Annotated in this window: 20 protein-coding genes; 5 read left to right on the forward strand and 15 right to left on the reverse strand. The window is 53.4% G+C overall.

The window, feature by feature from the left end:
- Positions 1 to 151: 151 nt before the first annotated feature.
- From DSM25558_RS20770 to DSM25558_RS20815, 10 genes are all read right to left on the reverse strand, one after another.
- On the reverse strand, positions 152 to 1459 hold the full coding sequence (locus DSM25558_RS20770; protein ID WP_077106588.1) for a capsule biosynthesis protein: 1308 nt from the start codon (positions 1457 to 1459) through the stop codon (positions 152 to 154).
- The gene (locus tag DSM25558_RS20775; RefSeq protein WP_077106589.1) at positions 1456 to 3051 is read right to left on the reverse strand and encodes an LTA synthase family protein; all 1596 of its coding nucleotides are present in this window, start codon (positions 3049 to 3051) and stop codon (positions 1456 to 1458) included. The genes DSM25558_RS20770 and DSM25558_RS20775 overlap by 4 nt, the downstream gene beginning before the upstream one ends.
- Positions 3052 to 3159: 108 nt before the next feature.
- Positions 3160 to 3915, reverse strand: a complete 756-nt coding sequence (locus DSM25558_RS20780; protein WP_077106590.1) for an SDR family NAD(P)-dependent oxidoreductase — start codon at positions 3913 to 3915, stop codon at positions 3160 to 3162.
- Positions 3916 to 3923: 8 nt separating this feature from the next.
- Positions 3924 to 5327 (reverse strand): aminotransferase class I/II-fold pyridoxal phosphate-dependent enzyme, encoded by a 1404-nt coding sequence (locus tag DSM25558_RS20785; protein ID WP_077106591.1) that lies wholly within the window; start codon positions 5325 to 5327, stop codon positions 3924 to 3926.
- Complete coding sequence (locus DSM25558_RS20790; RefSeq protein WP_077106592.1) at positions 5324 to 12754, reverse strand: type I polyketide synthase; 7431 nt, start codon at positions 12752 to 12754, stop codon at positions 5324 to 5326. The genes DSM25558_RS20785 and DSM25558_RS20790 overlap by 4 nt, the downstream gene beginning before the upstream one ends.
- A gap of 231 nt (positions 12755 to 12985) precedes the next feature.
- The gene (locus DSM25558_RS20795; protein WP_077106593.1) at positions 12986 to 13528 is read right to left on the reverse strand and encodes a YcxB family protein; all 543 of its coding nucleotides are present in this window, start codon (positions 13526 to 13528) and stop codon (positions 12986 to 12988) included.
- A gap of 151 nt (positions 13529 to 13679) precedes the next feature.
- On the reverse strand, positions 13680 to 14255 hold the full coding sequence (locus DSM25558_RS20800) for a GNAT family N-acetyltransferase (protein WP_077106594.1): 576 nt from the start codon (positions 14253 to 14255) through the stop codon (positions 13680 to 13682).
- A gap of 140 nt (positions 14256 to 14395) precedes the next feature.
- Entirely contained in the window at positions 14396 to 14647 is a 252-nt protein-coding gene (locus DSM25558_RS20805; protein ID WP_077106595.1) for a hypothetical protein, read from the reverse strand.
- Between the two features lie 57 nt (positions 14648 to 14704).
- Complete coding sequence (locus tag DSM25558_RS20810; RefSeq protein ID WP_077106596.1) at positions 14705 to 15289, reverse strand: class I SAM-dependent methyltransferase; 585 nt, start codon at positions 15287 to 15289, stop codon at positions 14705 to 14707.
- A gap of 98 nt (positions 15290 to 15387) precedes the next feature.
- Positions 15388 to 15864 (reverse strand): ankyrin repeat domain-containing protein, encoded by a 477-nt coding sequence (locus DSM25558_RS20815; RefSeq protein ID WP_244554268.1) that lies wholly within the window; start codon positions 15862 to 15864, stop codon positions 15388 to 15390.
- A 158-nt stretch (positions 15865 to 16022) separates the two neighbouring features.
- Here DSM25558_RS20815 and DSM25558_RS20820 point away from each other — a divergent pair, with 158 nt between their 5' ends.
- Positions 16023 to 16733 (forward strand): suppressor of fused domain protein, encoded by a 711-nt coding sequence (locus tag DSM25558_RS20820; protein ID WP_083716595.1) that lies wholly within the window; start codon positions 16023 to 16025, stop codon positions 16731 to 16733.
- A 249-nt stretch (positions 16734 to 16982) separates the two neighbouring features.
- Here DSM25558_RS20820 and DSM25558_RS20825 read toward each other — a convergent pair whose 3' ends face one another.
- A complete protein-coding gene (locus DSM25558_RS20825; RefSeq protein ID WP_062588850.1) occupies positions 16983 to 17390 on the reverse strand; it encodes a DUF2000 family protein in 408 nt (135 codons plus the stop codon).
- Here DSM25558_RS20825 and DSM25558_RS20830 point away from each other — a divergent pair.
- The gene (locus tag DSM25558_RS20830) at positions 17389 to 18285 is read left to right on the forward strand and encodes an AraC family transcriptional regulator (protein WP_077106599.1); all 897 of its coding nucleotides are present in this window, start codon (positions 17389 to 17391) and stop codon (positions 18283 to 18285) included. The genes DSM25558_RS20825 and DSM25558_RS20830 overlap by 2 nt on opposite strands.
- Positions 18286 to 18370: 85 nt before the next feature.
- Here the strand turns inward: DSM25558_RS20830 and DSM25558_RS20835 are convergent, their stop codons facing one another.
- Both DSM25558_RS20835 and DSM25558_RS20840 read right to left on the reverse strand, forming a co-directional pair.
- Positions 18371 to 19438 carry an alkene reductase gene (locus tag DSM25558_RS20835; protein ID WP_077106600.1) on the reverse strand — a complete coding sequence of 356 codons (1068 nt, stop codon included), beginning with the start codon at positions 19436 to 19438 and terminating at the stop codon, positions 18371 to 18373.
- Positions 19439 to 19528: 90 nt separating this feature from the next.
- Positions 19529 to 20398 carry an SDR family oxidoreductase gene (locus DSM25558_RS20840; protein ID WP_077106601.1) on the reverse strand — a complete coding sequence of 290 codons (870 nt, stop codon included), beginning with the start codon at positions 20396 to 20398 and terminating at the stop codon, positions 19529 to 19531.
- Between the two features lie 114 nt (positions 20399 to 20512).
- On the opposite strand from DSM25558_RS20840, the gene DSM25558_RS20845 reads away from it, so the two are divergent.
- Positions 20513 to 21403 (forward strand): LysR family transcriptional regulator, encoded by an 891-nt coding sequence (locus DSM25558_RS20845; RefSeq protein WP_077106602.1) that lies wholly within the window; start codon positions 20513 to 20515, stop codon positions 21401 to 21403.
- Positions 21404 to 21448: 45 nt separating this feature from the next.
- Here the strand turns inward: DSM25558_RS20845 and DSM25558_RS20850 are convergent, their stop codons facing one another.
- Positions 21449 to 21805: a cupin domain-containing protein gene (locus DSM25558_RS20850; RefSeq protein ID WP_077106603.1), complete on the reverse strand. Its 357-nt coding sequence runs from the start codon at positions 21803 to 21805 to the stop codon at positions 21449 to 21451.
- Between the two features lie 158 nt (positions 21806 to 21963).
- Positions 21964 to 22980 carry an NADP-dependent oxidoreductase gene (locus DSM25558_RS20855; RefSeq protein WP_077106604.1) on the reverse strand — a complete coding sequence of 339 codons (1017 nt, stop codon included), beginning with the start codon at positions 22978 to 22980 and terminating at the stop codon, positions 21964 to 21966.
- 91 nt (positions 22981 to 23071) lie between these two features.
- On the opposite strand from DSM25558_RS20855, the gene DSM25558_RS20860 reads away from it, so the two are divergent.
- Entirely contained in the window at positions 23072 to 23989 is a 918-nt protein-coding gene (locus DSM25558_RS20860; RefSeq protein WP_077106605.1) for a LysR family transcriptional regulator, read from the forward strand.
- 373 nt (positions 23990 to 24362) lie between these two features.
- Positions 24363 to 24893: a hypothetical protein gene (locus DSM25558_RS29850; protein WP_371480324.1), complete on the forward strand. Its 531-nt coding sequence runs from the start codon at positions 24363 to 24365 to the stop codon at positions 24891 to 24893.
- Positions 24894 to 24910 lie beyond the last annotated feature (17 nt).

The following is a 24910-nucleotide window of genomic DNA, read 5'->3' on the forward strand; positions in this document are numbered from 1 at the left end:
CTAAATTCAGCTGCCTGCGCGTAAACAATGGAGCTATATTCCCCGTATTAGAGGAATGCACGTTTTACTCTCAACACCCTATTAATGAAGACCAAAAAATATGCCCAGCCGTGCACAAGATATTTCTTTGTGACTAACTGTGCTAAACTTATCACGCAGTGGTTTCATTGATGCAACTTCTTTTCTTAGGCCTGGTACGGGGTGGAAATCCACAATCCGCATCAGGCATATTTATGTCATTCGCTACCAACTTCTGAGCGATATCCTTCGCCGCCGCATTTGTTCCTGCTCTGGAGTAAAAGTTGCCTCTCACATGAACAGCGTGCGCTAAGAGTTTAATAAAACTGGCAGTCAGAGCGGAATCGGGCTTTTGAGGTGTTGACCAGAAGTTTTGGAGATCTGACTGATGGGTCATGCCCGGCAGATCGTAGATCGCGCAACCAAGTACCTTCACGGGCACACCCAACCGCAAGCCGTTGAGAACCGCAGTAGAATTAACAGTTACCATGCCAGAGCACTGGTGCGACAGCATGTTCAGATCACCACCGTCAATGAAATGAACGCGTTCTTTGACACCCATGGAGCCTGCAAGAATTTCGATTTTGTCCCGCCAATCAATCAACCCGTTATCCAGCGGATGAAGCTTGATGACCAATTCGACCTCTGGAGACGAGTGGCGTGCAAATGAGTTTAGAACCTCCTCAATCGCTTCAGCCTGACGATGATAGGGCGAATGGGCACGAAGTTGGTAATCTGTTTCAAGTTGAAGTGGATACACAAAAAATGGCTGACCCGACCTTTGAATCGCCCCGATAGCCGCATCCGCCTTCTTCCGGCAGCGGTTTGCTTTCGACAAGCGAATTATCCATCCTGCGTACTCAGCGAGAGGATGGAAAAGAGCGTGCCGCCGGTAGTGCGGAAACAACAGCCCAAGAAAGACATTGGGAAGGTTGTAGGAAAGATCGAGCAATGCCTCCATGAGGAAGCTTTGCTTATACATCGGCTCCATAGAAGGCATTACCAAGGACGCAGCAGCAACGCGTATCCGTTCAGGATCGTTCGGAAATCGAGAATTGGACGACATGCCGTCCCTCTCAACGGTTATCCAGTCGGGGCGCAAATATCCCATTTCAATGACGGTGACCGCGATATCTTTCGACTTTGCCAAGTCTACGGCAATGCGATGGTAGGGGCGCTCCTCACCCAAGAGAACGAGGTCGGTAACATAGCGCGACGCCAATAACTTCTCGATGTAGGCTGGCCAATCCGAAAAACGACCACGATAATTCAAGCCGCCACGGCGACGCCAGAAAAGCCAGTCGCCAACATTCAGATTGACCCGCAAACAGGTGTGGCCAGCATCTTCCAGTTGGTCTGCGATCTTGTAAAACAGTGACGAAGAGGGACCTTGCAGAAAAAGAAAAACCCTATGCGCCTCCGCTGCGGCAACGGGGTTCATGCAAAGCGCTCCTTATAGAGTTTGGCATGCAGCAGGATCGTCTCGAAGAGGTTCCAGGGGGCTTCTTCCCTAGCATGAACATGCGGCCGCGCGGCCGGCTTAGCGGTGCCAAGCGGGACGACGAAGTAGTCGGTACGGGGGTCTGGAAACGGATCCGCATAAGTCTTCAACAAGGGTGCGTGGTCACCATAAAATGCCAACCATACAGGCCGCCCTGACTTGTCGAGTGCGTCGACCAAAGTTGCGAGCGCCGCATCAGCTTTTTGCAATAGCTCTCGGTAAATCTCGACCGGCTCTGTCAAGCCTTCACAACGACCGGCTTCCCAAGGCCCGTGATTTGCCATGGAGGCGACGAACACGAATGACGGCTTGTTTCCCCCCACTCCTTCGATGATGCCAAGGACCTTTTCAGTTAAATCGGCGTCGGAAACATATGGATTGGCTACCGTCGGCTGATGTTCGAATTCGTCAAGCATCGTCATATGTTCGAAACCGAGCAATGGAAGAGCCTTATGGCGCATGAAAAAAGTGCGGTCGTAGGGATGAATGAAGTGCGTGTGCCATCCATTCCGTAGCAATTTGTTAGGCCAGACAATCTCCGAGTAGTTTCCGGCGCGCAGATACGGATAGGAAGCATCGATATGAACTTCATCCGGTTGTAGACCGCTAAGCACCGCAAACTCAGTGCGCAGAGTATATCCGCCTTCGAACACATTTGTGAGCCGTCCCCATTGAACGGCGTCCTGCTTCAGCCGGTCAATGGTCGGCAAGTGCAGAGCGTTGTCGCCCATGTGACGGAGGTCGTAAAAGGATTCCGACTGCCAGACGATGATCAACGGCGCATCGTTGTCCTCTCCATCAATCAGATCCTGTATCGCACGGTGCAGACCATGGGTAATTTCACTCACAACATGGTCACGGTTTTTACCAAGCCACACCAAAAAATGGAGCGTGACGGAGGTGAAAGTTCCGAACCTGATGGTGTTCGGCCTGACTTTTAACGTCTTCAGCAGACGCTCGGACAATCGTGCGACAAACTGGTTTATGGGTTTCACGAAAATGAGTGCAATAGGCGATAGGAAAAGCAAGAGACCGAGCAAAATCCACAGCGGCGGCGCGTTTTTTGGGAGGATGTGTGGTTCGACAACCATGTAAAGCGCCGATACTCCAAAAACGTATGACAACGATACGATCCAGAACAGAATGTTAAATTTAGACGCGTAGAAAATCGTCTTATATTTGAACACATCAACCACGAGGGCTATGTCGGAAAACAGCAACGGTTCGCGGATGAATATGAATTTTACCCGCGATATCGCAGTAAATATGATGAAAAAGCTAGCCGTTGCCTGAGCCGCATATATAGGCCGCCACGAAATCACGAAAAAAAAGAGAAAGACGAACGCTATCACGGGAATGCGCGCACTGTATTCCACCAGCGCTCGCGCCATAGATCGCGGTTGAACGTATTTTTTTTGGGCCTCTTTTGGCAGGGCGAACATATCGGTCGCATACACAAATACTGTCGCTGACAAGAAACACAGAAGTGTCAACTCGATAGGATAGTCGTGAAAAGCAATAGGATTTGGCATCCCGTTTTATTAACCAGCGCTCCAATCTGTGCAACTACGGAAAGTAATCAGCACTTTCTTTTGGGGCTCGGCTGAGACAACCGAAGACAATAATTCTGTTTTAGAACCTTACCCTATCCGATTGTAAATAAAAGGCTTTATGAAAGGACCCAACCAAGAGAGAGCGTTCAACTGCCAGCCAAAGTGCACTTCTTTTTTTCGACGACGTATTCCCGAGAACACACCTTTAGCAACTTTTTCCACAGGCCAGGCTGTGTGGGAACCCAAAAGGGCATGTGCTGCAACCGGTCGTTTTAGGATTTCGCTAGCATATTGAGGCGTCAGTGTATCGGGAGGAAAACTGATACCGATGTGAATGCGTCGCCCGACTTCACTGCGAAGACTTTCCGCAAAAGAGGCCAGAGCGGCCTTTGAAGCGCAGTATGCGGTATAACCCGGAATACCAATTAACGCGGCACCGGATGCGATCATCATGATGCTGCCATGACCTCGGCGTTCCATATCAGGGTAGACAGCCCGGATTGCATTGACGGTGCCGAAGAAGTTCGTCTCAAGTTGCTCGTTAAATTGCGTTGTTGTAAGTTCGCTAAAAAAAGCTGGCTCCACGGTGCCGGCGGACGTAATCAGAACATCGCAATCTCCAAATCTTTCTGAGCACGTTTTGATTGCCTGCGCGATCGCATCCGCATCTTTTACATCTGCTACGAGGGCTTGGACGTTTTCTCCGTACTGAAGTGTGTCAAGAGCGTCTTTGAGGCGATCAGGATTTCGAGCAATGATTGAGACCCTATGGCCCTCGGCCAGCGCCAATTGGGCCACCACTAGACCAATTCCGCTCGACCCTCCCGTAATGATAAAGTGCATGGCAGCCATCAACTGGAAGCGATGGCGCGTTGTAGCGCGTCGAGATCTAGCGACGCTGCTCCAACTTTTTCGTCAACCAAATCGTCAAGTATGGCCGCTGTTGTATCCACAGCGGCATCGATTTGTCCATCCGTATGACCATACGTCAGGAAGAAGCGAATGCGTGCAAGCCGTTCAGGTACCGCCGGATGAATGATCGGCAAGGCATTGATACCTTTGGCAAAAAGCCGATTGCTGAGTTCGACCGCACGAAGGGAATCTCCGACGATCACTGGCACCACGGAATGGCCTTCGCTCGTGCCCGTATCAAGCCCCTTAGCCCGCGCTTTTTCAAGGAAGAGACGTCCGTTATAGTTTAGCTTCGCAACACGATCAGCACTTCGACGCAGAACGGAAAGGCTTGCCAACGCAGCGGCCGCAAGCGGGGGAGCAAGGCCAACGCTGTAGACGAAGCCACCTGCGTTTGCTTTGAGGATTTCAACCAACGCCGCGGAACCCGCGATGTAACCACCACAACTTGACGAGGTCTTCGAGAGTGTTCCCATCCAGATATCAATATCACGCGGATCGATATCGAAATGTTCGAATGTTCCCCTGCCCTTCTCGCCGAGAACGCCAAGCGCGTGAGCTTCATCCACCATCAACCAAAAGGCGTGGTTTTTCCGTAGGTCTAGAATGGCACGCAGATCGGCCACATCACCGTCCATGGAATAGATTCCTTCGACGACGATGAGGATATTTCGAAAGGCACCTTTGGCATTTGTAAGCACACGCTCAAGGTCACGCGCGTCATTGTGTCTGAAACTCAGTCGTTTCGCACCCGACAGCTGCGCGCCCGCAAGCGCACTATTGTGAACGAACTCATCGTGGATGACGAGGTCCTGAGGCCCCATGAGGCAGCTGATAACCGTGAGATTGGTCAGATAACCGCTGACGAAACAGACCGCTGCATCAACACCATAGTTTTCGGCAATGGCGTTTTCCAAATCCAGATGTAACGGCCTCTCGCCGGCAACCAACCTGCTGGCAGATGCGGAAATACCGTAACGGTCTATGGCCGCCTTCGCCGCGGCTTGGACGTCTGGATCGGTGTTTGTACCCAGATAGTCGTAGGACGCAAAATTGCTGAGTTTGCGCCCATCTATCACTGTCTCGGCACCTGCTGCCGATTCATGGGCACGGAAGAACGGGTTTTCGACACCGGCGAAGCCTGCGATGGTTTTTTGGAGTTGCAGCGTTTTGTAGGATGGCAAATCTTCAAATCGGGAGGGTTCGACCCTATGAACAGGATCAACGGCACTTTCGCTTCTTTTTGTCATGAGCTGACCGCGCTGCTGCTTCAGTTTATCCATCATGCCCGATGAGAGAAGCTGTCCTGCTAACTTGTCACCCGGTCGATCTCCTTCGCTCATGCGACATCCGCCAGTGTGGTTGAACCGATATGTTTCATCGTTAGGCCAGACAACAATTCGTCGACGTTACCCTGCGCACCATCCAGAGATTGCCGATTGTGGAGCTTTTCTCTCAATTTGACAACGACATCTCCGACCGTCGTGCCATCGGAAATCGCATTAAGCGGCAGCTCGATACCCGTCTTCTGCTCGAAACTCGTACCAAGCTCCATTGCCATCAGACTATCGAGACCGATATCCCTTAGGACTTTCTCGCGCGAGATATTGGTCTCAGCCATCTGCAGGATCGATGACAGTTCTGCAGCGATCAGGCTGTGTAGAATCTCATCCGTCTCCTCGACCGACTTGCCATCAATCATCGCATAAAGGTCCATCTGTTCACCGGACGCTCCCTGCTGAACCAGCGGATTTGAGCCGATTTTTGAAAAGAGCGGTTTTTTGACAATCGGCAGTCCGGCGGCAGCAGACCAGTCGATATCCGCAATCACCACTGCCCCGCCGTTTATCACGGAAGAGACGCTCGAAAGATATTCTTCGACAAAACGAAGAGCATCCCGTGCCTTCATCGCGGTTTTGCCGATGCGCCTAGAGAGCAGTTCGTTGACATCGGCATTGCGGGCCAGAAAACCGGTGTCGGCGATGGCACCGAAAGCAACCGCAAGAGCAGGCTTTCCGCGTTGACGACGTGCGCAAGCCAGACCTTCAAGATACCCGTTCGCCGCAACGTAATTGGATTGGCCGGGATTGCCGATCATCGTGGTGGCGGACGAGAAGAGAAGGAAGAGATCGAGATCGTCACCATCCGTAAGTTTATCGAGAAGTGCTGCCCCCTCGACCTTGGTGTGTATCACAGGACGATTGCGCTCGGGTGTTAGATTGGTAATCAAGGCGTCGTCCAGCACCATTGCGGCATGAAGGATGCCTTTCATCGGTCCGATCTGGCGCAAATCCTCAAGTAGGCTCGCCAGTTGATGCTCGTTGGTCACATCGCATGCATGGACGGAGGTGCTGACACCGATGCGCTGCCATTGTTCAATCGCATTTTGGGTTTCGACGTCCATCACGCCGCTGCGGGTTGCGAGCGCAATGTGAGACGCACCGTTTTCCGCAAGCCAGTTGGCCGCCTCCAACCCGAAGCCACCGATGCCGCCGACGACGAGATAAACACCTGAGGAGAACTTCAATGCGCTTCTGCTCAACGTCAGGACCCCATCCTTCCCCTTTTTAGGGGGAGTAACGATGATCTTACCGATATGCCCAGAGCTTTGCATCAAACGGAATGCACTGGAAATCTCATCATATGCAAATGTGCGATATGGTAGCGGTTTCAGTTGGTTATCGGCAAAAATTCGAGCAATCTCATCGAATATCCGTTTCGTAGTGTCGGGTGCTGCGACCAGAAGCTGGTCAGCATCGACGCCAAAATATGAAATATTCTTGCGGAACGGACGAAGGCCTATCTTGCTGTCAGCGTAGTAGTCTCGTTTTCCCAACTCCAGAAACCGGCCGAACGGTTTCACCAGTTCGATGCTACGTTCCATCGCTTCCTGAAACAGTGAATTGATGACGACATCGACGCCCGCACCATCGGTCACATTCACGACGTCGTTGAAGAACTCAAGCGAGCGGGAATCGAAGACGTGATCGGCACCGAGTGTGGTTAAAAGATTACGTTTCTCATCCGTGCCGGCAGTCGCGATGACGGTCGCGCCTGTCAGCTTGGCAATTTGCAGCGCTGCCAGGCCGACCCCGCCGGCTCCTCCGTGAATGAGAACCGTCTCCCCGGCGCGCAACCTCCCCAAATCCACAAGAGCGTAATATGCTGTCAGGAAAGTAACGGGCAGCGTGGCTGCCTCGACCAAACCCATATTTTCCGGGATCCGCGTCACCCCTCCGGCAGAGACGACGACATGAGTGGAAAAGGCGTCAGGTCCAATCCCCATGACGCGATCACCTGGTTGCAGATGCCGGACGTTATCGCCTACCGACCGGACAGTGCCGGAAAACTCCATGCCAATTGTCGCACCAGCAAAGCCATCTTCCAACGCCTCTTCAGGAAGCATACCCATGGCCCACATCACGTCCCGGAAATTCAGACCGGTGGCGGCGATCTCAACGAGGACCTCATTGGCAGCAGGGGACTTCACCGCATTCTGCTGCCAGATGATCGTTTCGATCCGCCCTGGCGACTTCTGCGTAATCGACGCGGCGTCGTAATCGGACGTGAGGTTATCTGCGCGCCTGAATGGCCCGGGAACGGCCCTCAAAAACTGGAAGGTGCCATTTTCGCAATCGAACCGAAGTTCGTTTTCGCCTTCGACCTGAAGACCGGTAATTTGTCGCAACGTCCCTTCGGACAAGAGAGTATTGTCGATGTCGACCGAAACGACAGAAATTTCGTCGTACTCATTCTGCAGGACCCGGGCGAAGGCCCAAACACCGTGCGACACCGCGTCTACTTCGGCACTAGTGCTGCTAGTGCCGCCCGGAGCAATGATGAAAAGACGAGGTTTCGACCCAGCGTCGTTGCCAAAGCATTGGCGCAGAGCCTCAGCGAGGAGACCGAGAATATTGACATGGTTTTGTAGGGATTGGGAGTGGTCTGACGGCGATACCTTGTCCACCGTATAGATTATGTCCACTGTCCCCACAGGCGAATTGCGAACAGCTTCTTCGATTTTCGTGCTGTCGCTCAATGATGCTATGTTGACATGAACGTGGTCATCTACACCTGTGTTCAACAAACCAGCGTCGTTCCAGCCAATCGTCACGAGGGATCGAAGCGGATGTTCGACCTCCTGCTTTGACCCTTCGTGCCCTTTCGCAATCAAAACCGACAAGGAGCCTTGCGCAAAGTCCGCCGGTACAACGGAAGCATCCGAAAAACCCAATTGCGTTACCAGCTTCAGCATGCCATCCGCTGAAAGCATTTTTCCGATCGGAAAATCAGAACTTGCAGCCTGCTCAAACCAACCCGGCTGCAAACCGAACAGGAAATCCGCCAGTACACCGTATTGATGATCCACAACCAGCAGTTCAGCGCCAGTTGCAGCAATTTTCTTGAAAGCCTCTCTCAAATCGTCACTGTCTTGAAGACGCGAGAAAATATGGCCGCTAGCGCTGACAGCGAGATCAATGTTTGAAGGCAACTCGATCTCTTCAGTATCAATCACGCTGACATGCGGGTTGCGCGCAAAAGCTGTCTTTAAAGTACTTCTAAGATTTTCGTCATCTTCAAAGATGAGAAGTTGAGCATGATACAACTCAGCCAGCGCTGCAAGTTTCGTGGTCACGGCAACAGACGTCGCGCCGATCTCCACTACGATCGCACCGGGCTGTGAAGCCGTCGCAAGATAGGCTTCAGTGAGATGGCAGGTTTCATCTACACGCTTGCGCGCAATCTCAAGGCCGTTGCGGAAATGATCAAGCGTTGCCTCAGACGATTGATGCGTGGGGAGACGGGCCGCCTCACCTTCAAAAGCCAGCGATTCAAGCGCCGTCAGGGCAAAATGATAATTGTCATTCACGAGTATTGCAGTTGCGCTGCTCGCGGGAAACTGAGCCACTACTTCCCGAATGATTTCGCCGAATGACGGCAGACCTGAATCTGGTGCAATCTGCCAACGTCCAGCTTCAAACCGTGCCAAGCCATAATCTTCGAGGACGATGAAGCAGTTGGCAAAATATGATCTCAGGTCATGACGAGACGCCAAGAGAGGATGTTCGAGGCCACCAAAGCTCTCCAACACTTTCGCTGCAATGTCATAAGATGCGCGATAGACAGATGCGTCTTGAAGGAGCGTTTCTTCGCCGAGCTCGGCGCTCTCATAGGGGGAGAGAACGTCGGGCAAGATTGTGGTACCGCTACCTGAAGGGCGGCTACTCACGTTTTCAAAATGATAGGAAATCGTTTCGAGACTATGGTGAAGTTTGAGAAATGTGCGTTTAAAGCGACAATCATCCAGGATGGCAATGAGTTCGCCGCTAGCATCAAAGAGCTCCACACGGATTTTAAGAGAATGCGGCGAGAACTTCTGGATGTCGATTTGCGCTGAGCGAATATCGCCAGCCGCTGCTCGATACCGCACGCTTCCAAATCTTACCGGAATATAAGGCGCCCCTGCTGCATCGCCCGTCAATTTGGAGAAGAGTGCGACTAGTCCGTGAAATGCGGCATCGACCGAAATCGGATTGAGATTGTATGACAGATAAGGATGTGCGGGTTTGGCTGGCGGAGACAATTGTACCGACAAGGTCTGTTGCGAAGACGATATCCGGACGCCGTTCAACAGCCTGAACGTTGGACCGTAATCGAGACCGAACTGTCTCGCTGTTTCATAAGCCTCACCCGTGTCAATCTCGGCTGCGGTCGCGTCGGTGTCGCTGACAAACGCAACTCTTCCCGTCATGGACTTAACGATCTTGCGAATTCTCGCGACGGCATGCACGCTCCAGTCATCTTCGCTTAAATATTCGCGCGAACGTATTTCTATCTGGCCTGTTTCCGGCGAAACAATTGTTGAAAGCTCCGACAATCTAGACGTTTGCAGCTCTAACGGACGGATGATTTCCAGATTCATCAACTCTATATCGGGCACCCCATATAGCTGACGTGCTGCGGTTACGGCGATTTCGATAAAGGCACTGCCTGGAAGGATCGATTTTCCATCCACGACGTGTTCGGCGATGTCCGGGAATAGGTTGGCATCGATGTGGTTTTTCCACGAAAATGATTTCGGATCGGTGCGCCATCCGAGCAATGTATATTTTTCCGCATTCTGCCCACGCCCAAAAAGATTAACGCCGTCAGATGTCTCCGGAACTCGCAACGTCTCATTTTCGAAAGGAAGGGGTGGCAAGACAACGCTAGCGTTGCGAGCCGACCCCGCGTCAGTAAGCCAAGGCGACACGCCGTTCGCAACTACAGCAGCAACGATATGCGGCAACGGATTGTCATCGCGCGCAGGCCGGGTCAGCGTTGGAACGACGGCGATTACCGATCCGTTTTGGCGGGAATTTTCCGCCAGATAGGCAGAAAGGATCGACCTTGGCGATATTTCGACAAATAGGTTGCAACCTTCACTGATTGCGGTTGCCGTCGCTTCGTTAAAACGAACGATGTCCCGTACATTGTTCCACCAATAGAGCGCGTCGAGGTCATTCCCACCCAAGACCTTTCCCGTGACACTGGAAATGAAAGCGATATTGCCGCTCTGTGTTTCATAAGGCGGCAACTCAACGAAAAAGGCTTCTCGTTCCCTATCAATCAATGAATGGTGAAATGGATAGTTGATGTCTAGAATGTGGACCGGTATCTGAAGTTTACGAGCAGACTCCTTGTAAGCTCTAATCTCCTCGACCGGTCCGGATATTGTGACAGACGACGCCGTATTGACGGCGGCAAGTTCGATGCCCAGTAAGCTGTTGTCTTCTGCAACTTCCATAGCTTTGCCGGCAGAAACTGCCACGGCTGCCATTTGGCCTTCACCCGCCAACGCGTGCTGGTGGCGTGAACGAACAGCCACGATGGCGATAGCATGCTCCAACGACAATATTCCGGCGCAATAAGCGGCGGCGATTTCGCCGACAGAATGACCGAAGACATGGCTTGGCTTAATGTTTCTTTTAAGCAAGATATCCGAAAGGCTGGCCTGTATCGCAAACAGTAAAGCCTGCCCGACCCGGGTATCTGCAATCTCGTCCTTAAGGGTGTCCCCGGTGAGCAGGGTCAGAAGGTCGACATCCAGCCAAGGCTTAAACGCCGAGCATATTTCGGTGATGCGCTGAGCAAACAGCGTATCATGACGATAGGCGTCCATAGCCATTCCGGCCCATTGGCTGCCATTTCCAGCGAATACGAAAGCCGTCTTGGTGTCACCTGCGGGCGCTTCTCCGGTATGCCCCAAACCTGACTTCGAGCCGCCGAGATGCTCTTCAATGCATTTCCGTATGCTCTCGGGAGCGGCACTATCAACCGAAAACCGGTATTTGTGGTGGGTCCGGTTAACGGCGGATGCTGCGACCAACTGATCGAGATCGGTTCTGCTGCTCTGTAATTCCTCGACGTAGCTCTTTAGCAACGTTCGCAACGCGGACTCTGTATGTGCGCTGACCATGAAAGGACCGTTCGTGGATAGTCCTTCGTTTACTGATTTAGCAGGGTCCGAGATTACGATATGTGCATTCGTACCACCAAAGCCAAACGAGTTAATTCCAGCGAGCCGACGCTTGTCATCACGCGGAATCTCGTGCCCCGCGCGATTGACGTCGACGTGCAAGTCTTCGAAATCGATATCGGAGTTCAACTGTTCTGCATGAAGCGACGCGGGGAGGAAGTTATGCTGCAAGGAAAGCATGGCTTTAATCAAACCAAACATTCCTGAGGCGGGTTCGGAGTGACCCACATTTGACTTGACCGACCCAACCAGCAACCTATCACGGCGCTTACGTCCCAATTCTCTTCCGATGGCCCAAAGTTCCGCCGGGTCGCCAACTTTGGTCCCGGTACCGTGACCCTCGATAAACGCGAGATCATTGGGATCAAGCTGATGTTGGCTGTAGATATTGCTTAACAACTCCGCCTGCATCTCGCGTGACGGTAGAGAAATTCCGTTGGTCCGCCCCGCCGAATTCAGGCCAGTCGCGACAATCGTGGCATAGCTGCGATCATTGTTGAGGGTGGAGTTTTCAGTTGCCCTGAGTACGACAACGCCTCCACCTTCGGACCTCACATATCCTTGCCCGTCCTCGCCATAGGCGCGACACACTCCTTCTGGAGACAGCATGCGGGCTTGCGAAAAACCTATAAATGAGAATGGATGGGCAAGAATGTTGACCCCGCCGACAATAGCCGTGTCGATTTCGCCGCTTTGAAGGGAGCGTACTGCCTGATCGAGCGCCACCAGAGACGAGGAACATGCAGTATCGATCGTTAGGCTTGGTCCGTTAAGGCCAAAAACATGGGAAATACGATTTGATATGATCGAGAGCGTGTTACCAGTCATGAAATACGGACCGCCTGCAGCGGGGTCCTCTACAAATGTATTACCGGTATCGAGGCTGGACGCGCCGACATAAACGCCAACACGCTCCTTCTGTAGCATCGGCAAGCTTATTGACGCATCTTCCAAGGCGCGCCACACGAGCTGCAACAACATACGTTGCTGAGGATCCATAAACATGGCCTCGCGCACAGTAAGACCGAAGACTGCGGGGTCAAAGTCGTTGATATTGTCTACAATTCCAGAAGCGAACGTATAGGCTTTCCCAGGAATTCCTGGAACAGGGTGCCAAAAACGTGCGTGGCCCCATCTTTCTTCCGGCACCGTCGTAACGACAAAGCGCTCTTCTCTCAAGAGCTTGAAAAATTCGTCAACATTAGACACGGAAGGTGCCCGAATTGAACGCCCGATAATCTCAACAGCCATAGTCAACTTCTATATTCGCAATCACAGATAGTTTGAATGCATGAAAGATACCCGACGATCAACCCTTAATCACGAGGTCTTGCATCCATTTGTGGGATTTTGAAATGTGACCTAGGCCCCATCGTCCCTCCAGTTTTCAGGAGAGTCTGGGGTTTCAATCTGGCCTTATGCGGGTGCAATCCATCACTAAATTGGCAAACATGACGCGTTTTGCGACGGTTGCGCTTACCGTCAAGAAGACACTCGTCCTAATGCATAAACCACGGCCGCGTTGAAATCCTCTTCTGACTTAAAACTACGCCTTGGCAAAATGAGCGCTTCTCGTTCTGAAATCGCAGAAATCATATGGTCTTTCTCCCGCAACACTCGTTTTACCGTGTTCCATGGAATTACAGAACTGGCCACAGAAGACCGGCTTTGAATGCCTGTTTCGTCCATCGTGATAGTGATGGTCGAACCGGCAGAGGCCAACTTCCTATAGTGAAGATACGAAACTCCCCAGACGATCCATTGATTGGCAATCGTGACCGCACACACAAAGATCAAAAGCGCTGTAAAAGCGGATGCCGAAATACTATCGGCGGCGACCCTGCGCATCATTTCTAGTGGGTCGTAAATTTTCATGAAGAAGACCATCAAACACCAAACGGAGGCCACTAGGAGCGCGAATGTGAAGAGATTTCTGCCGAACGACCGTCTCGTAATAGCCGATGTCATCGCGGCATAATCGCGTGGGGTTAGGGTGTACGTGATTTCAAATCTCTCATCGTTCATTGTGATGACCCCAATTCTTCGTAATCGTTCCTCAAGGTACAGTTTTCGCCTCTTTCGATCAGCCCGAATTTTCACAACAAGCGAACGTGGCACATCGGCGTCGCGGCAGGAAATGGCGCGAAGCAGTTTGGGCATTGATAGCGGAGACCACTCATATATCGCGGTTAGTTCGAGATTTCCATTCGGTAGCAAGGACGGCGTAGATGTACTCATCTCCCCAAACATCTTTGAAGCGGTCGTTCTGGATCAAATGCGCTTCGCGGCGTAGTCTCAGGCGCTCCACCACACCGACCGAACCCACGTTTGCAGCATCCAGTCGCGCGAAAATTCTGTGAAATCCAAACGAAGAGAAGCTTATGTTGATCATCGCGGCAACCGCTTCCGTCGCATATCCATTTCCGGCAAAGGCTGGATTGAAAATGTATCCAACCTCTCCCTGTAGCGCATCCACGCTTGCCAGCTTTAACAGGACTTCACCGATCAGCGCCCTGTCATCCTTTCGCTCGACTGCCAATCGGTACGTGTCGCTATCATGGTCGAATGGTGCGTCCATTATCTTCGAGAACTGCTCTTGCAGAGCGTCTCCCATCGGAGGTGCCGCATATAGATAACGGTAAACCTCTTGCAGAGAATGGTAAGCTGCATAGTCGGAGAAATCACCTCTTGTGAATTCGCGCAGGAAAAGCCGGTTTGTCGAGAGCGGTAAGTCTGGTCTTCGGAATTGCATGAAGTGCCCAATCTGCTTGCCTACGCCATCGCCGTAAGCTCGATGAAGGCGGTCATTTTGTGTGGGCTATAAAATAGGGCGTCTTCCGCTGCTAACAATGACCGCAATCGGCGCTACGCGAACAGCTGAGCAAAATTATTTTACGAGATATGACTGAACAGGCTGACCAGCCAGAAGTCGATTTGACCAAACGGGATGATATTCGCAATCAAGCCCACGACCGCTGACGTTACGATAATTAAAGCGACACCGACAAGCACTCCGAGCAATATACCCGCTGATGCTTTTCGAGGGTGGCGAGCGATTGAACAGGCTAAAGCGAGAGAAAGAACGGTGAAGCACAACAGTAGAGCATTTTCTGAGATGGACCATGTCAATTCGAAATTCTCCATTTCAATCGTTGTCCTTCATCGGTGCCATGCGCCATATAGGCGTGCTTTCAGCAAACTTCATTTCACGGCCGCGATGGCAACCCATTCGGTCGGCTTGCGGTCGTATGCCCCACCTGTCCAAGCCTCGGCCTCAATCTCCCGCCAGGGTGCTGACGCTTCCCAAAGCGATATCAACATATCCTGCGGAAAATAGTTGTAATAGCGACCGAGGGCATCCGTCCCCTCCTCAACACCTGATTTGAAACTCGCCCAAACGACAGCATTCTCAGCCATCGCGCGGTAGACTTTCTTGATGATACCACCAAGTTCATTTCGTGGCACATGGGTTAGAGAAGCGCAGGCATAAACTCCATCATATAGACTGATGGCATCCAACTCGTTGAACAACATCGTTTTGACGGGCTGCCCGATGCGAAGTGAAGCTATTGCCGCGAGTTCAGGTGACCCGTCAGTGGCATCCAGATTGAAGTCCTTTTCAAGGATGGCGGCAGCATCAGTGCCACCACCCGTACCCAGTTCCAATACTCTACCATTTGGCTTGCATTTGCTGAGGAAGTCGAACAGTCTAGGATTGGGCGCACTTTCATCGGCGACATATTCCTTCGAATTTGTGTCGTAAAATTTCAGTGTAATATCTGCCATGGGAACCCGCTCTTCTCGTTTTCGCAAGCATGAAAATCGCGTCAACGTCACAAGCAACATGAAGCCGAACGGTGATCTTGCAAACGGTGACGCGTAAGTCACTTCTTCGCACCGCTGGCTGTGAGGATGTGTCTAAAGGATTCACTGCCCGTTTCCCTTGCAAACGACAGAGCCGTTTCACCATCGTTCCCGACTGCTTTCGGATCGGCTCCATACCCAATAAGGGCTGCAACCACATCAGGCCCATTCTCCTGATTGTTCGTCTGCATCATCAAAGGCGTCCATCCTCGTTTGTCGCGGGCCTCGACATTTGCGCCTCTCTCAACCAGCAAAGACACTGCGTCAGGATCGGTCACAATGTGAAGAATGGTAACGCCCTCATCGTTCACCGCGTTGATGTCCGCTCCATTTGCAAGCAAGAGATTGAGCACGTCTTCATCGGGATACATATCGAGCAGATGTATCGGCTGAAATCCGTATTTGTCCGCCGAGATTGCCAGCTGCGGATCAGCTGCGAGCATCGTCCGAACCGTTTCGGTCTCGCCAGCGTGTACGGCGTCGTGAAAAGCCTTCATCGCGTTGCCGTCCGACGCGGTCGCTGATGCCGCGGATAGTGCTAAAATAGGCAAAAAGCGATAAAACCATCGCAACATAGCTATCTCCTCAGGTTTTCTCGCTATCTGTCAGGACGTAGGCCGTTCACTCAAATGGTATTTCCACTTTACGAGCGCAAATGACAGGGGTAGCCGAAACGGTTTACCCAGGGAATAGGCCCCGCACTATCGGAAGTGGCAAGATTTTTCGATTTCCATTAGATAAGGAAGCGAAATGCAACCAACAGGAAAATGGAACGATGGATGTCAGTTCTTGCGAAAAAGCCATCGCAAAGCATCTCGAAGACGTGTTCGGACAACGCCCGAAAATTTTCATCCATCGAGAGACCAAGGACGACCCGTTCTTTATCGGAATTACCAGAGTAGCGGACTATCCAGCGTCGGGTATGGTAACGATGAGTACAATCGGTACATCAAGCTACCCCCTTTTCCAAGACGATGGCGCAGAATATCCAGACACAAGGGTTGAATTCATTGCCTCTGCACAAGCAGGTCAAGACGCCGATATGGAGCAAGCGCTGTTTCGAGCTGCTGTCTTTGTAGGCAAGATTAAAGGATTTGCGCGTCCCGGCATCTTCTTGCACAACTTGATCGGGCAGTTTCGAAACTCAACCCATGTACCGCACGCATTTCTTACAACTCCTTTTGCTTATGATGGTCTGGAAGACATGAAGGTCTTTTCTGGTCAGCGTGTGTCATGGCTACAGGTGCTTCCGGTATCCGAAGAGGAGATTTCGTACGCGCAAGAAAATTCTACCGATGTGTTGGAGGACCTGTTTGAAAGAGAAGACATCGAATGGGAAAATATTGATCGTCTATCCGCCGTTTAGCTATCAGGAGTTCAGTCTGATTTTTTGAAGCAATAGCAACTATCGATGCATCGGCTCTCCGATCCTTCGCACCGGCTGAGCCGGATACGGACCGTAATCCCTCAACTGCATCTCATGTGCTTGGGCTAGAATGGCCATATGCGGTTTGGTATTGATCGCGAGGCTGAATAGAGCCTTATCGGGTGCGTAAAAGTGCTGTCGCACAGCTTTTCCGACGGTGTGCGGTGCCCAAACCTGAATTCCGATACGTCAAGGATGCATTTTTGCTCCCTTTACGATCTTATCGACCACCTTCTTTTCGGCTCTAAGTGCCAGTCCTACCAGTTTCGAATTGTCTGGGCCGAACTGGGCGAACACCTCCCTGTTGGCGGCGTCGTGCCCTGTTGAAAACATCTCCTCGATATAAGCCGAGGCTGTAACGTCGCGGTCGAGAACCCGCCTATGAATCGTGCGCAGCGTATCCTGATCCGCGGCGAGGACCACGATTGGCTGGATCGTCATGGGATTGTAGACATGACCAACCGCATCCCGATATGGTTCGCCGATGATGGCTGGTGTCTGGGCAACGATGCCGCTGGTCAGGAAGGCGGTGACGTTCAACTTCTGCCAGGTTGCGAGGTCATTGCGGATAACGATTGCGATCTTGGTGTCGAACATGCGGTTGAACTCCATTCAGGGTATCGAGGGAAAAGAAGACCTAGCTCCGAGCAAGGCGGGCGGTCTTGAACGTTCGTGCAAAGTCGGATTTGCCGACGGCATGCGTATCGCTGCGCCCTCTCATGGTGTTGAGCGGATTGAAGCCCGGTTTCATGGCAACGCATTTTCGCCGCATCGTCACGACACCTACGCGTTAGGGCTGACGCTCCACGGCGTACAGACATTCCGCTATCGCGGGACCGAGCGATTCAGCAGCCCCGGAAACGTGATCGTGCTGCATCCCGATGAGCTGCATGATGGCGCTGCAGGTACCGAGGATGGGTTGATCTATCGGATGATCTATCTGCCTCCCGACCTGATTGGCGCAGTCAATGATTACCGTCACGCCCTTCCATTCGTTCCCGATCCGGTCGTTGCCGACATCGGCCTCTGGCAGGCACTGGCAGAGATTCTTTTCGATCTGAGCGAAGAGCCAAGCGACCTGATCATGGACGACGTTGTGATGCGGCTGGCATCGGGGCTCTCTCGTCAGGCAGGTGCTTCGCCGAGACCGATCGCAAGGTCGGCAAAGTCTGCGGTCCTCCGGGCCCGCGACTTCATCGAGAGCCACCACACAGAAGTCGTTCACTCAGAAGCACTGGAAGCTGCGTCTGGGTTGGACCGTTACGAACTGGCCAGACAGTTTCGCAGAATGCTTGGTACCAGTCCGCATCGATACCTCATCATGCGCAGACTGGAATTGGCGAAACGGTCTATCGCGGCTGGCAAAGGTCTGGCGCAGTCGGCAGCAGATGCGGGCTTTGCCGACCAGGCACATTTTACCCGCCATTTCCGCAAAGCCTTCGGCATGACGCCAGGGCACTGGCTGGCAATGCGTTCTGCAAGCTCTGGCTGAGTTTTGATTGTATTTGAATTGTCATCGGACGCGACCAAGCTTGGTAAAGGCGATCGCGGGCGAATACGATCCGCCCGCTTGTGCATCATGCTGCGTCGATTACGGGATAGTCCGTGTAACCTTCAGCGCCGCCGCCTGCGTAAAACAAAGCAGGTTTTGGGTCATTAAGCGTAGCACCCGTCTTGAGACGCCGCACAAGATCGGGATTGGCGAGTGCCATGACGCCTAACGCCTCTATATCGGCAAGTCCTGCTGCGACATCGGCACCTATCTGTTCACGCGAACGACCAGGCCGATTGAGGATCAGTGGGCCACCGAAAGAGCGGCGCATATCTTCCAGCAACAGATCGGTGCGAGTGTAGAGAACATGTATATAAGCCAAACCCATCTTGCCAAGTTCGACTGCGAGATACCGATACAGTTCATCGTTGTCCTGACCTTCGGCAATGCCGCCTGTCGCAACACCCGGTGAGAGGCGAATGGCAGTTTTCTGCGGACCGATGGCATCGACGACCGCACGGACGACATCGATAGCAAATCGCGCACGTCTTTCCATGGTTCCTCCGTAATCATCGGTCCGGTGGTTAGAATCCGATGCCAGAAATTGATGCACCAGATATCCATTCGCGCCGTGGATTTCGACACCATCGGCACCAGCGTCGATCGCGCGCTTTGCGGCGCTGGCGAAATCCGCAATTGTCTGTTGGATTTCCTCTTTCTGCAGCGCGCGCGGTGGGGGGACGGGCTGCATCCCGCTCATCGTGAACATCGCCTCTCCGGATGCGATTGCCGATGGCGCAACGGGCTGATTATGATGCGGAGTGTTACCAGGGTGAGACCGTCTGCCGACATGCATGAGCTGTATGAATAGGCACCCATCTGCCGCATGGACGGCGTCAGTGACCTTGCGCCAGCCAGCGACGTGCTCGTCAGTGTAAATACCAGGGGTCGCCAGGTATCCTTGGCCATCGTCAGACGGCTGGGTTCCTTCGCTAATCAGTAGCCCGAGCGATGCTCGCTGTGCGTAATATTCCGGCGCGAGGTCTCCGGGTGTTCCGTCAAGCTTGGCGCGGCTGCGGGTCATCGGTGCCATGGCCAGACGATGCGGCAGGGTAATCCCGCCAAGTGTGAATGGGCTCCAGATATCGGTCATCAGATTCTCCGGTGAAAGGTGTAGGGGTAGCTGGCGAGCCTCCTCGCCAGTTGCGGTTCAGTAATTTGGCTTGGCTGTCCGTCGGTCTTGTTAGCTGGCCGAAGCAAGACTCTCCGCAAACTCACGGTAGCTGTGCAGCGGGCGCTTCAGCATCGCCACAAGCCGTTCGACATCGCCTTCATTCGGGATCATGCCGTCGGTGACGTAGCGTTCTGCCATCAAACGCATTTCATAAGCGGTCCACTTCGGCATAAAGCTCGCCATGTTCTGTTCGAAACCCCTCGGATCATCACCGCCATAGACGATATCGCGACCCAGGACCTCGGACCAGATTGCAGCAACCTTGGGTCCCGTAAGCGTGTCGGGACCGACAAGATTGATCGTTTCGACTGGCAAGAGTTCGGAGGCCTGATCTCGGCGGATCAGTTCGATTGCAGCGACCTCGGCAATATCGCGCGCATCAACCATTGCAACGCCCTTGGAGCCGATCGGCATCGGATATACGCCGTGATTGAGAACGACATCCTTGATCATTATCTCGTTGTCGATGAAGTAGGTCGGGCGCAGGATCGTGGCGCTGAATCCCATCTCGCTCAGCATACGTTCGCCACCCGCCTTCACGGCAAAATGCGGGACGTTGACGGAGTTTTCGGCGTTGAACACCGAGAGATAAACGACGCGTTCGACACCCGCCTCTTTGGCAATGTTGAGGGTGATGAGAGCCTGAGTGAACTCGTCGCCCGTGACAGCATTGAGAAGGAACAAGGTGCGGACACCTTTGAATGCATCGCGAAGAGCATCGAGGTCGAGCAATTCGCTCTGGGCAATCTCGACGCCCTCCGGAAAGTTTGCCTTCGCGGCGTCGCGCGTCAGAACACGAATCTTGGCGTTGCGTTCAATGAGTTGGTTTACGACGTGGCGGCCAACACGGCCGCTGGCACCGATTACGAGAATGGTCATGAATGTAGCTCCTTGTGAGGCCGCTAGGGCGCTGTTGACATCTCCAAAGTTAGATGATCCAAATTTCCTCAAATAGACATTATTTCTGGACGCATCGTCTCACAGGTGGAACACATGGATTTGCTCGCACTGGCGGATTTCAACCTTGTTGCTAGGCATGGCGGGTTCGGCAAAGCAGCGCGCCACGCCGGGCGGCCGAAAGCCACACTATCCCGACGCGTGGCCGATCTTGAGGCGAGCCTGGGTCTTCGGCTCTTCGAGCGCGGCGCACGAGACCTCAAATTGACGGAAGAAGGTCGAGCCCTCTTCGAGCGGACCACGCAACTGCTGACGGAGCTGGAAGAAACGGCAACTGCTATCGCATCAGGGGGTCAATCGCCACGTGGACGTTTGCGCATCAGCGCCCCGCTCATGTTTGCACAGGCAGCCTTGGGAAAGCTGGCTGCTGGATTTGTGCTGAGATATCCCGAGATGCGGGTCGAGATCGTCGTGGAAGATCGCGCCGTGGATATGATTGAGGAGGCTTACGATCTTGTCATCCGCGTCAATCCTCAACCCGATGTCAACCTCGTTGGTCGGGCTTTTCTTCGTGACCGACAGGTCGTTGTTGCTGCTCCAGGCCTCGCCTGGCCGGAGCCGGATAAGGGAGTGCCATCAGTGGTTCGCAGCTTGGTCGGCAGGCCAGACACTTGGAATGTGGTGACGGGTTCAGGGCCTGCCAAGCTTGCGACCAAGCCGGTGCTTGGTATGTCGTCGAACACGATGCTGCGGGATGCGGTCTTGATGGGTGCGGGCGTCGCACGGCTGCCGCTTTCTTTGGTCAGCAAAGACATCGCCTCCGGTCGTCTCCATCACTGGGGCGATGTCGAGGGTGCCGAAACGGCACTTTGGGCGCTTTACCCTTCGCGGCGTCTGCTCAGCGCGCGTGTATCAGCCTTTCTCGATTATCTTAAAGAAGCCTTTCCGCAAGGAACGCCGGAAGAACTCGCCGCCTATTTGAGCTGACGTAGAGCGTCTACACTGTACGGCCTCCAAGCGGCCTCAAGCCTATCAGAGACGAGGTTTAAGCGCTGGTGCGCGCCCAGAATCGCCTGAGTTCGGTTCGCCCCTCGGTTCTATCAAGAGAACCTTCACCTCGTCTCTAGCCCGTGGTCGATGCACCACGCCCTTGGGAACGACAATCATCTCGCCGGCTTTCACGGTTCGAGACGGCTCGCCTTCGATGTCGAGCTCCATCTCTCCCTCCAACACAAGGAAGAAATCATCAGTCGTGTCATGCTTGTGGAACGGATATTCGCCCTTGAACTTCACGACCATCACATCGTTCTCGTTGTAATCGGCGATCACATGCGGATCCCAGTGACCTGAAAACAGGCTAAGCTTCTCGTCGAGATTGATGGATTCCATTTGCTATCCTTTGTTGGCTTGAAAGCAACCGCTCAGCCCAACAGTTACACTGGACATCGAACTGGGTATTGAACGATCGTGCAAGCACGACAGGTTCCTGCAGAAGGGTTGCGGAAAAGGCTTCAGATCGCGGAAACCTTTTCCAGAGCGGAACGTCGTCATTCGTTGATGAGGACGACCTTCCCCTGCATGCTTCCTCGCCCTGCCCGATCATGGGCAGCGCAGGCCGCAGCCATTGGAAACGTACTGTCGATCACCACCCGGATCGTGCCGTCATCGAGCAGACGACCCGCCTGTGCCAATTGTGCACCATTGGAGCGCACCTGAGCCGTTGATACGACAATGCCGCGTCGTTGGGCCTCTTCATGGCCGGAGAAGCCGAGCGGATTGACCAGATAGAGCGCGCCACCTTTCTTGATGACATTCAGGAAGCGCTCCATGTTCGAGCCACCAACCGCGTCGATCACCAAATCGACATCCCGCATGACCCTCTCGGCTGACTGCTTCGTATAGTCGATGAACTCGTCTGCTCCGAGATCGGCAAGAAGCGTCTCGTGCCTTCCGGAAGCAACAGCAATGACTTGGGCGCCCTTCCATTTCGCCAACTGAACCATCAGGTGTCCTACCCCACCGGCAGCGCCATTCACGATTACGGTCTTGCCATCGAGCCCTACTGGTGAATGGTTGAAGCTCTGGAACGGGTTCGGCTCATCGTGGCCAAGCTCTACGAGAAACTGCCATGCCGTCAGCAGCGACATTGGAGCGGCGGCGGCATGCACATGATCGACACTTTTAGGTTTCAGTGCGAGATCCGAGGCCGGGACTTTTACATAGTCGGCATAGGCATTGCTGCCGGTCATGAGGTCGTGGGGGAAACGCATCATGCCATAGACCTCGTCACCGACGCCGAATGCGTGGACATCCTCCCCGACTGCGCTGACGACACCGGAGATGTCTGTTCCCAAGATCAATGGAAAGACAGGGTTGGGTCGCCACTCCGGCGGAAGCGCACGGTAGCCGTCCCGCAAATAAAGATCAGGGGGATTGAGACTTGCCGCATGCACCCGGACAAGGACCTCGCCCTGTTTGGCAACAGGCCGCGGAGCCTCTTCGTAACGCAGGACCTCTGGGCCACCAAATTCGTGCAGGCGCACTGCTTTCATCATCTCGGTCATATCAAACTCTTTCAAATTGAGATTTCGCTGACCAGATGTACGTGCATCCTTCGAGATTGATAATGTCGCTCAATTTCGCTTTACTAGTGCCATGAAGGAACAAATTGGAATCGAAAGGCTGACCGGCTTGATCGCCTTTGCGCGCGCCGGATCGCTGGGCAGCTATACGGCGGCAGCGCGGTCGCTTGCCATCTCGCCATCAGCGGTCAGTAAAAGCGTCCAGAGACTGGAAAGCCACCTGGGCGTTTCGCTGTTCACCCGAACGACGCGATCTCTCACTCTCACCACTGAAGGCCGTGACCTGCATGAACGCGCACTGCGGCTGCTACGGGATGCCGAGGACATCGAGCAGGCCGCAAAGTCCGTGCGTTCCGAACCGGCGGGAACCTTGCGCATTGCGGCTTCACTTCCGATTGGCCTGCATGTCATTTCACCTTTGCTGCCTAGGTTTCGCGCACGTCATCCAAAGGTTTCGATCGATCTCAGACTGAATGATCAGAGGGTGGACCTTATCGAAGAGGGTATAGATCTGGCTGTTCGCATCGGCGACCTTCCCGACTCCCGGCTTCTATCACGGAAACTTTCTCCGCATCTGCTTTGCTGCTACGCCTCCCCGGAGTATCTGGCAGCCTATGGCACGCCAACCCACCCCGATCATCTGCAGCAGCACCAGACGGTCAACCTGCGCTACCAGAGCAGTGGTCGATTGTTCCGTTGGCCATTTAAGTTCGGCGAGCGAGACATCGAGATCGTGCCGTCGTCGGCAATCATCGTCGATGCGAGCGAGGCTGTCATAACAACGATCGCAGCGGGAGCGGGAATAGGAATGGCGACGAGCTTCATGGCCGCGCCATGGGTGGACCGTGGTCAACTGGTCCCTGTCCTATCCGATTTCTCTGTCGAACGTCACAACATCACAGCCGTCTGGCCGGAAAGCCGCCGGACTAACCCCGCTGTGAGAGCCTTCCTGAGCATCTTGATGGAGAGTTTTGGTAAAAGGGAGGGATAAGCAAGATCAGTTTCAGTTCCTCGTCTGCCGTCAACAGGCTCGTTGACTTGGAAGAGATGAGCCACCATTTGTGTGACATGCCGAGTGTGAAAAAGATGAGATCGAACTGGTCAGGACATGGACCCTGACAGCCACCGTAACAATGGGATCGGCCGTTCGGGCGAAAGGCGTTCCTGAGGAAATACAAGCAAGGCTGCCTGCGATCTCTAAAAAGTCGATCTCGCTGGTGGGCGTCGATCTCACACTGGCGATGACAGCCAACGAAAAGACCTAATTCAACGCGGCAGCGGCTATCCGGACTGTGTTCGGTCCACCCCTCTTTCATGAGACGGCTGGTCCCTGCATTCAGGGCAGCGATCGGATTCCGCAAATCATGTCCGAGAACGGCGATGAACTGTTCGCGCAGTTCGGCAATCTCACGCTCGCTCTCCAGCAATGCCGCTGTCGCTCTCAACCGTTCCTCAGTGTCGAGATGATAGGCAATGAGTTCTGCAAACAGCTTGAAAGTTCCGAGAACCTGTGGATTTTTCACCTTCGCGGGGTTTGGGTCGATTACACAAAGGGTTCACTGTTTCCTCCCTCAGCACCGAAGACGGTGCCTCAGCTCCGCAGCTTGATCTTGGATTGTGATAGTGACGGTCTGGAGTTGGACTGCATTAATCTTGAACGGAACCAAACGCCCTGTGTTGAATTTTTTAAGACACCCCACAGGAGGCCGTATATGAACAAGGACACGAAAGCTCAGAGAGCAATTGAAGAGACTGACAAAAAGCCAGTTGATGGCCAGGACCACCCCGCCGCCGGCCCTCATGCGAAGAAACATTTGACTGACGAGAGCAAGACACCGGGCACCGGAGCGCTGGCTGATCGCGAAGATGAAAGTGTTTCTCCAGGCGGTGGCTGAACCGTCGTAGGAGCTTT

Origin of the sequence: Agrobacterium sp. DSM 25558, assembly GCF_900100825.1 — a bacterium.
In the GTDB taxonomy this organism is placed as follows: Bacteria; Pseudomonadota; Alphaproteobacteria; order Rhizobiales; family Rhizobiaceae; genus Agrobacterium.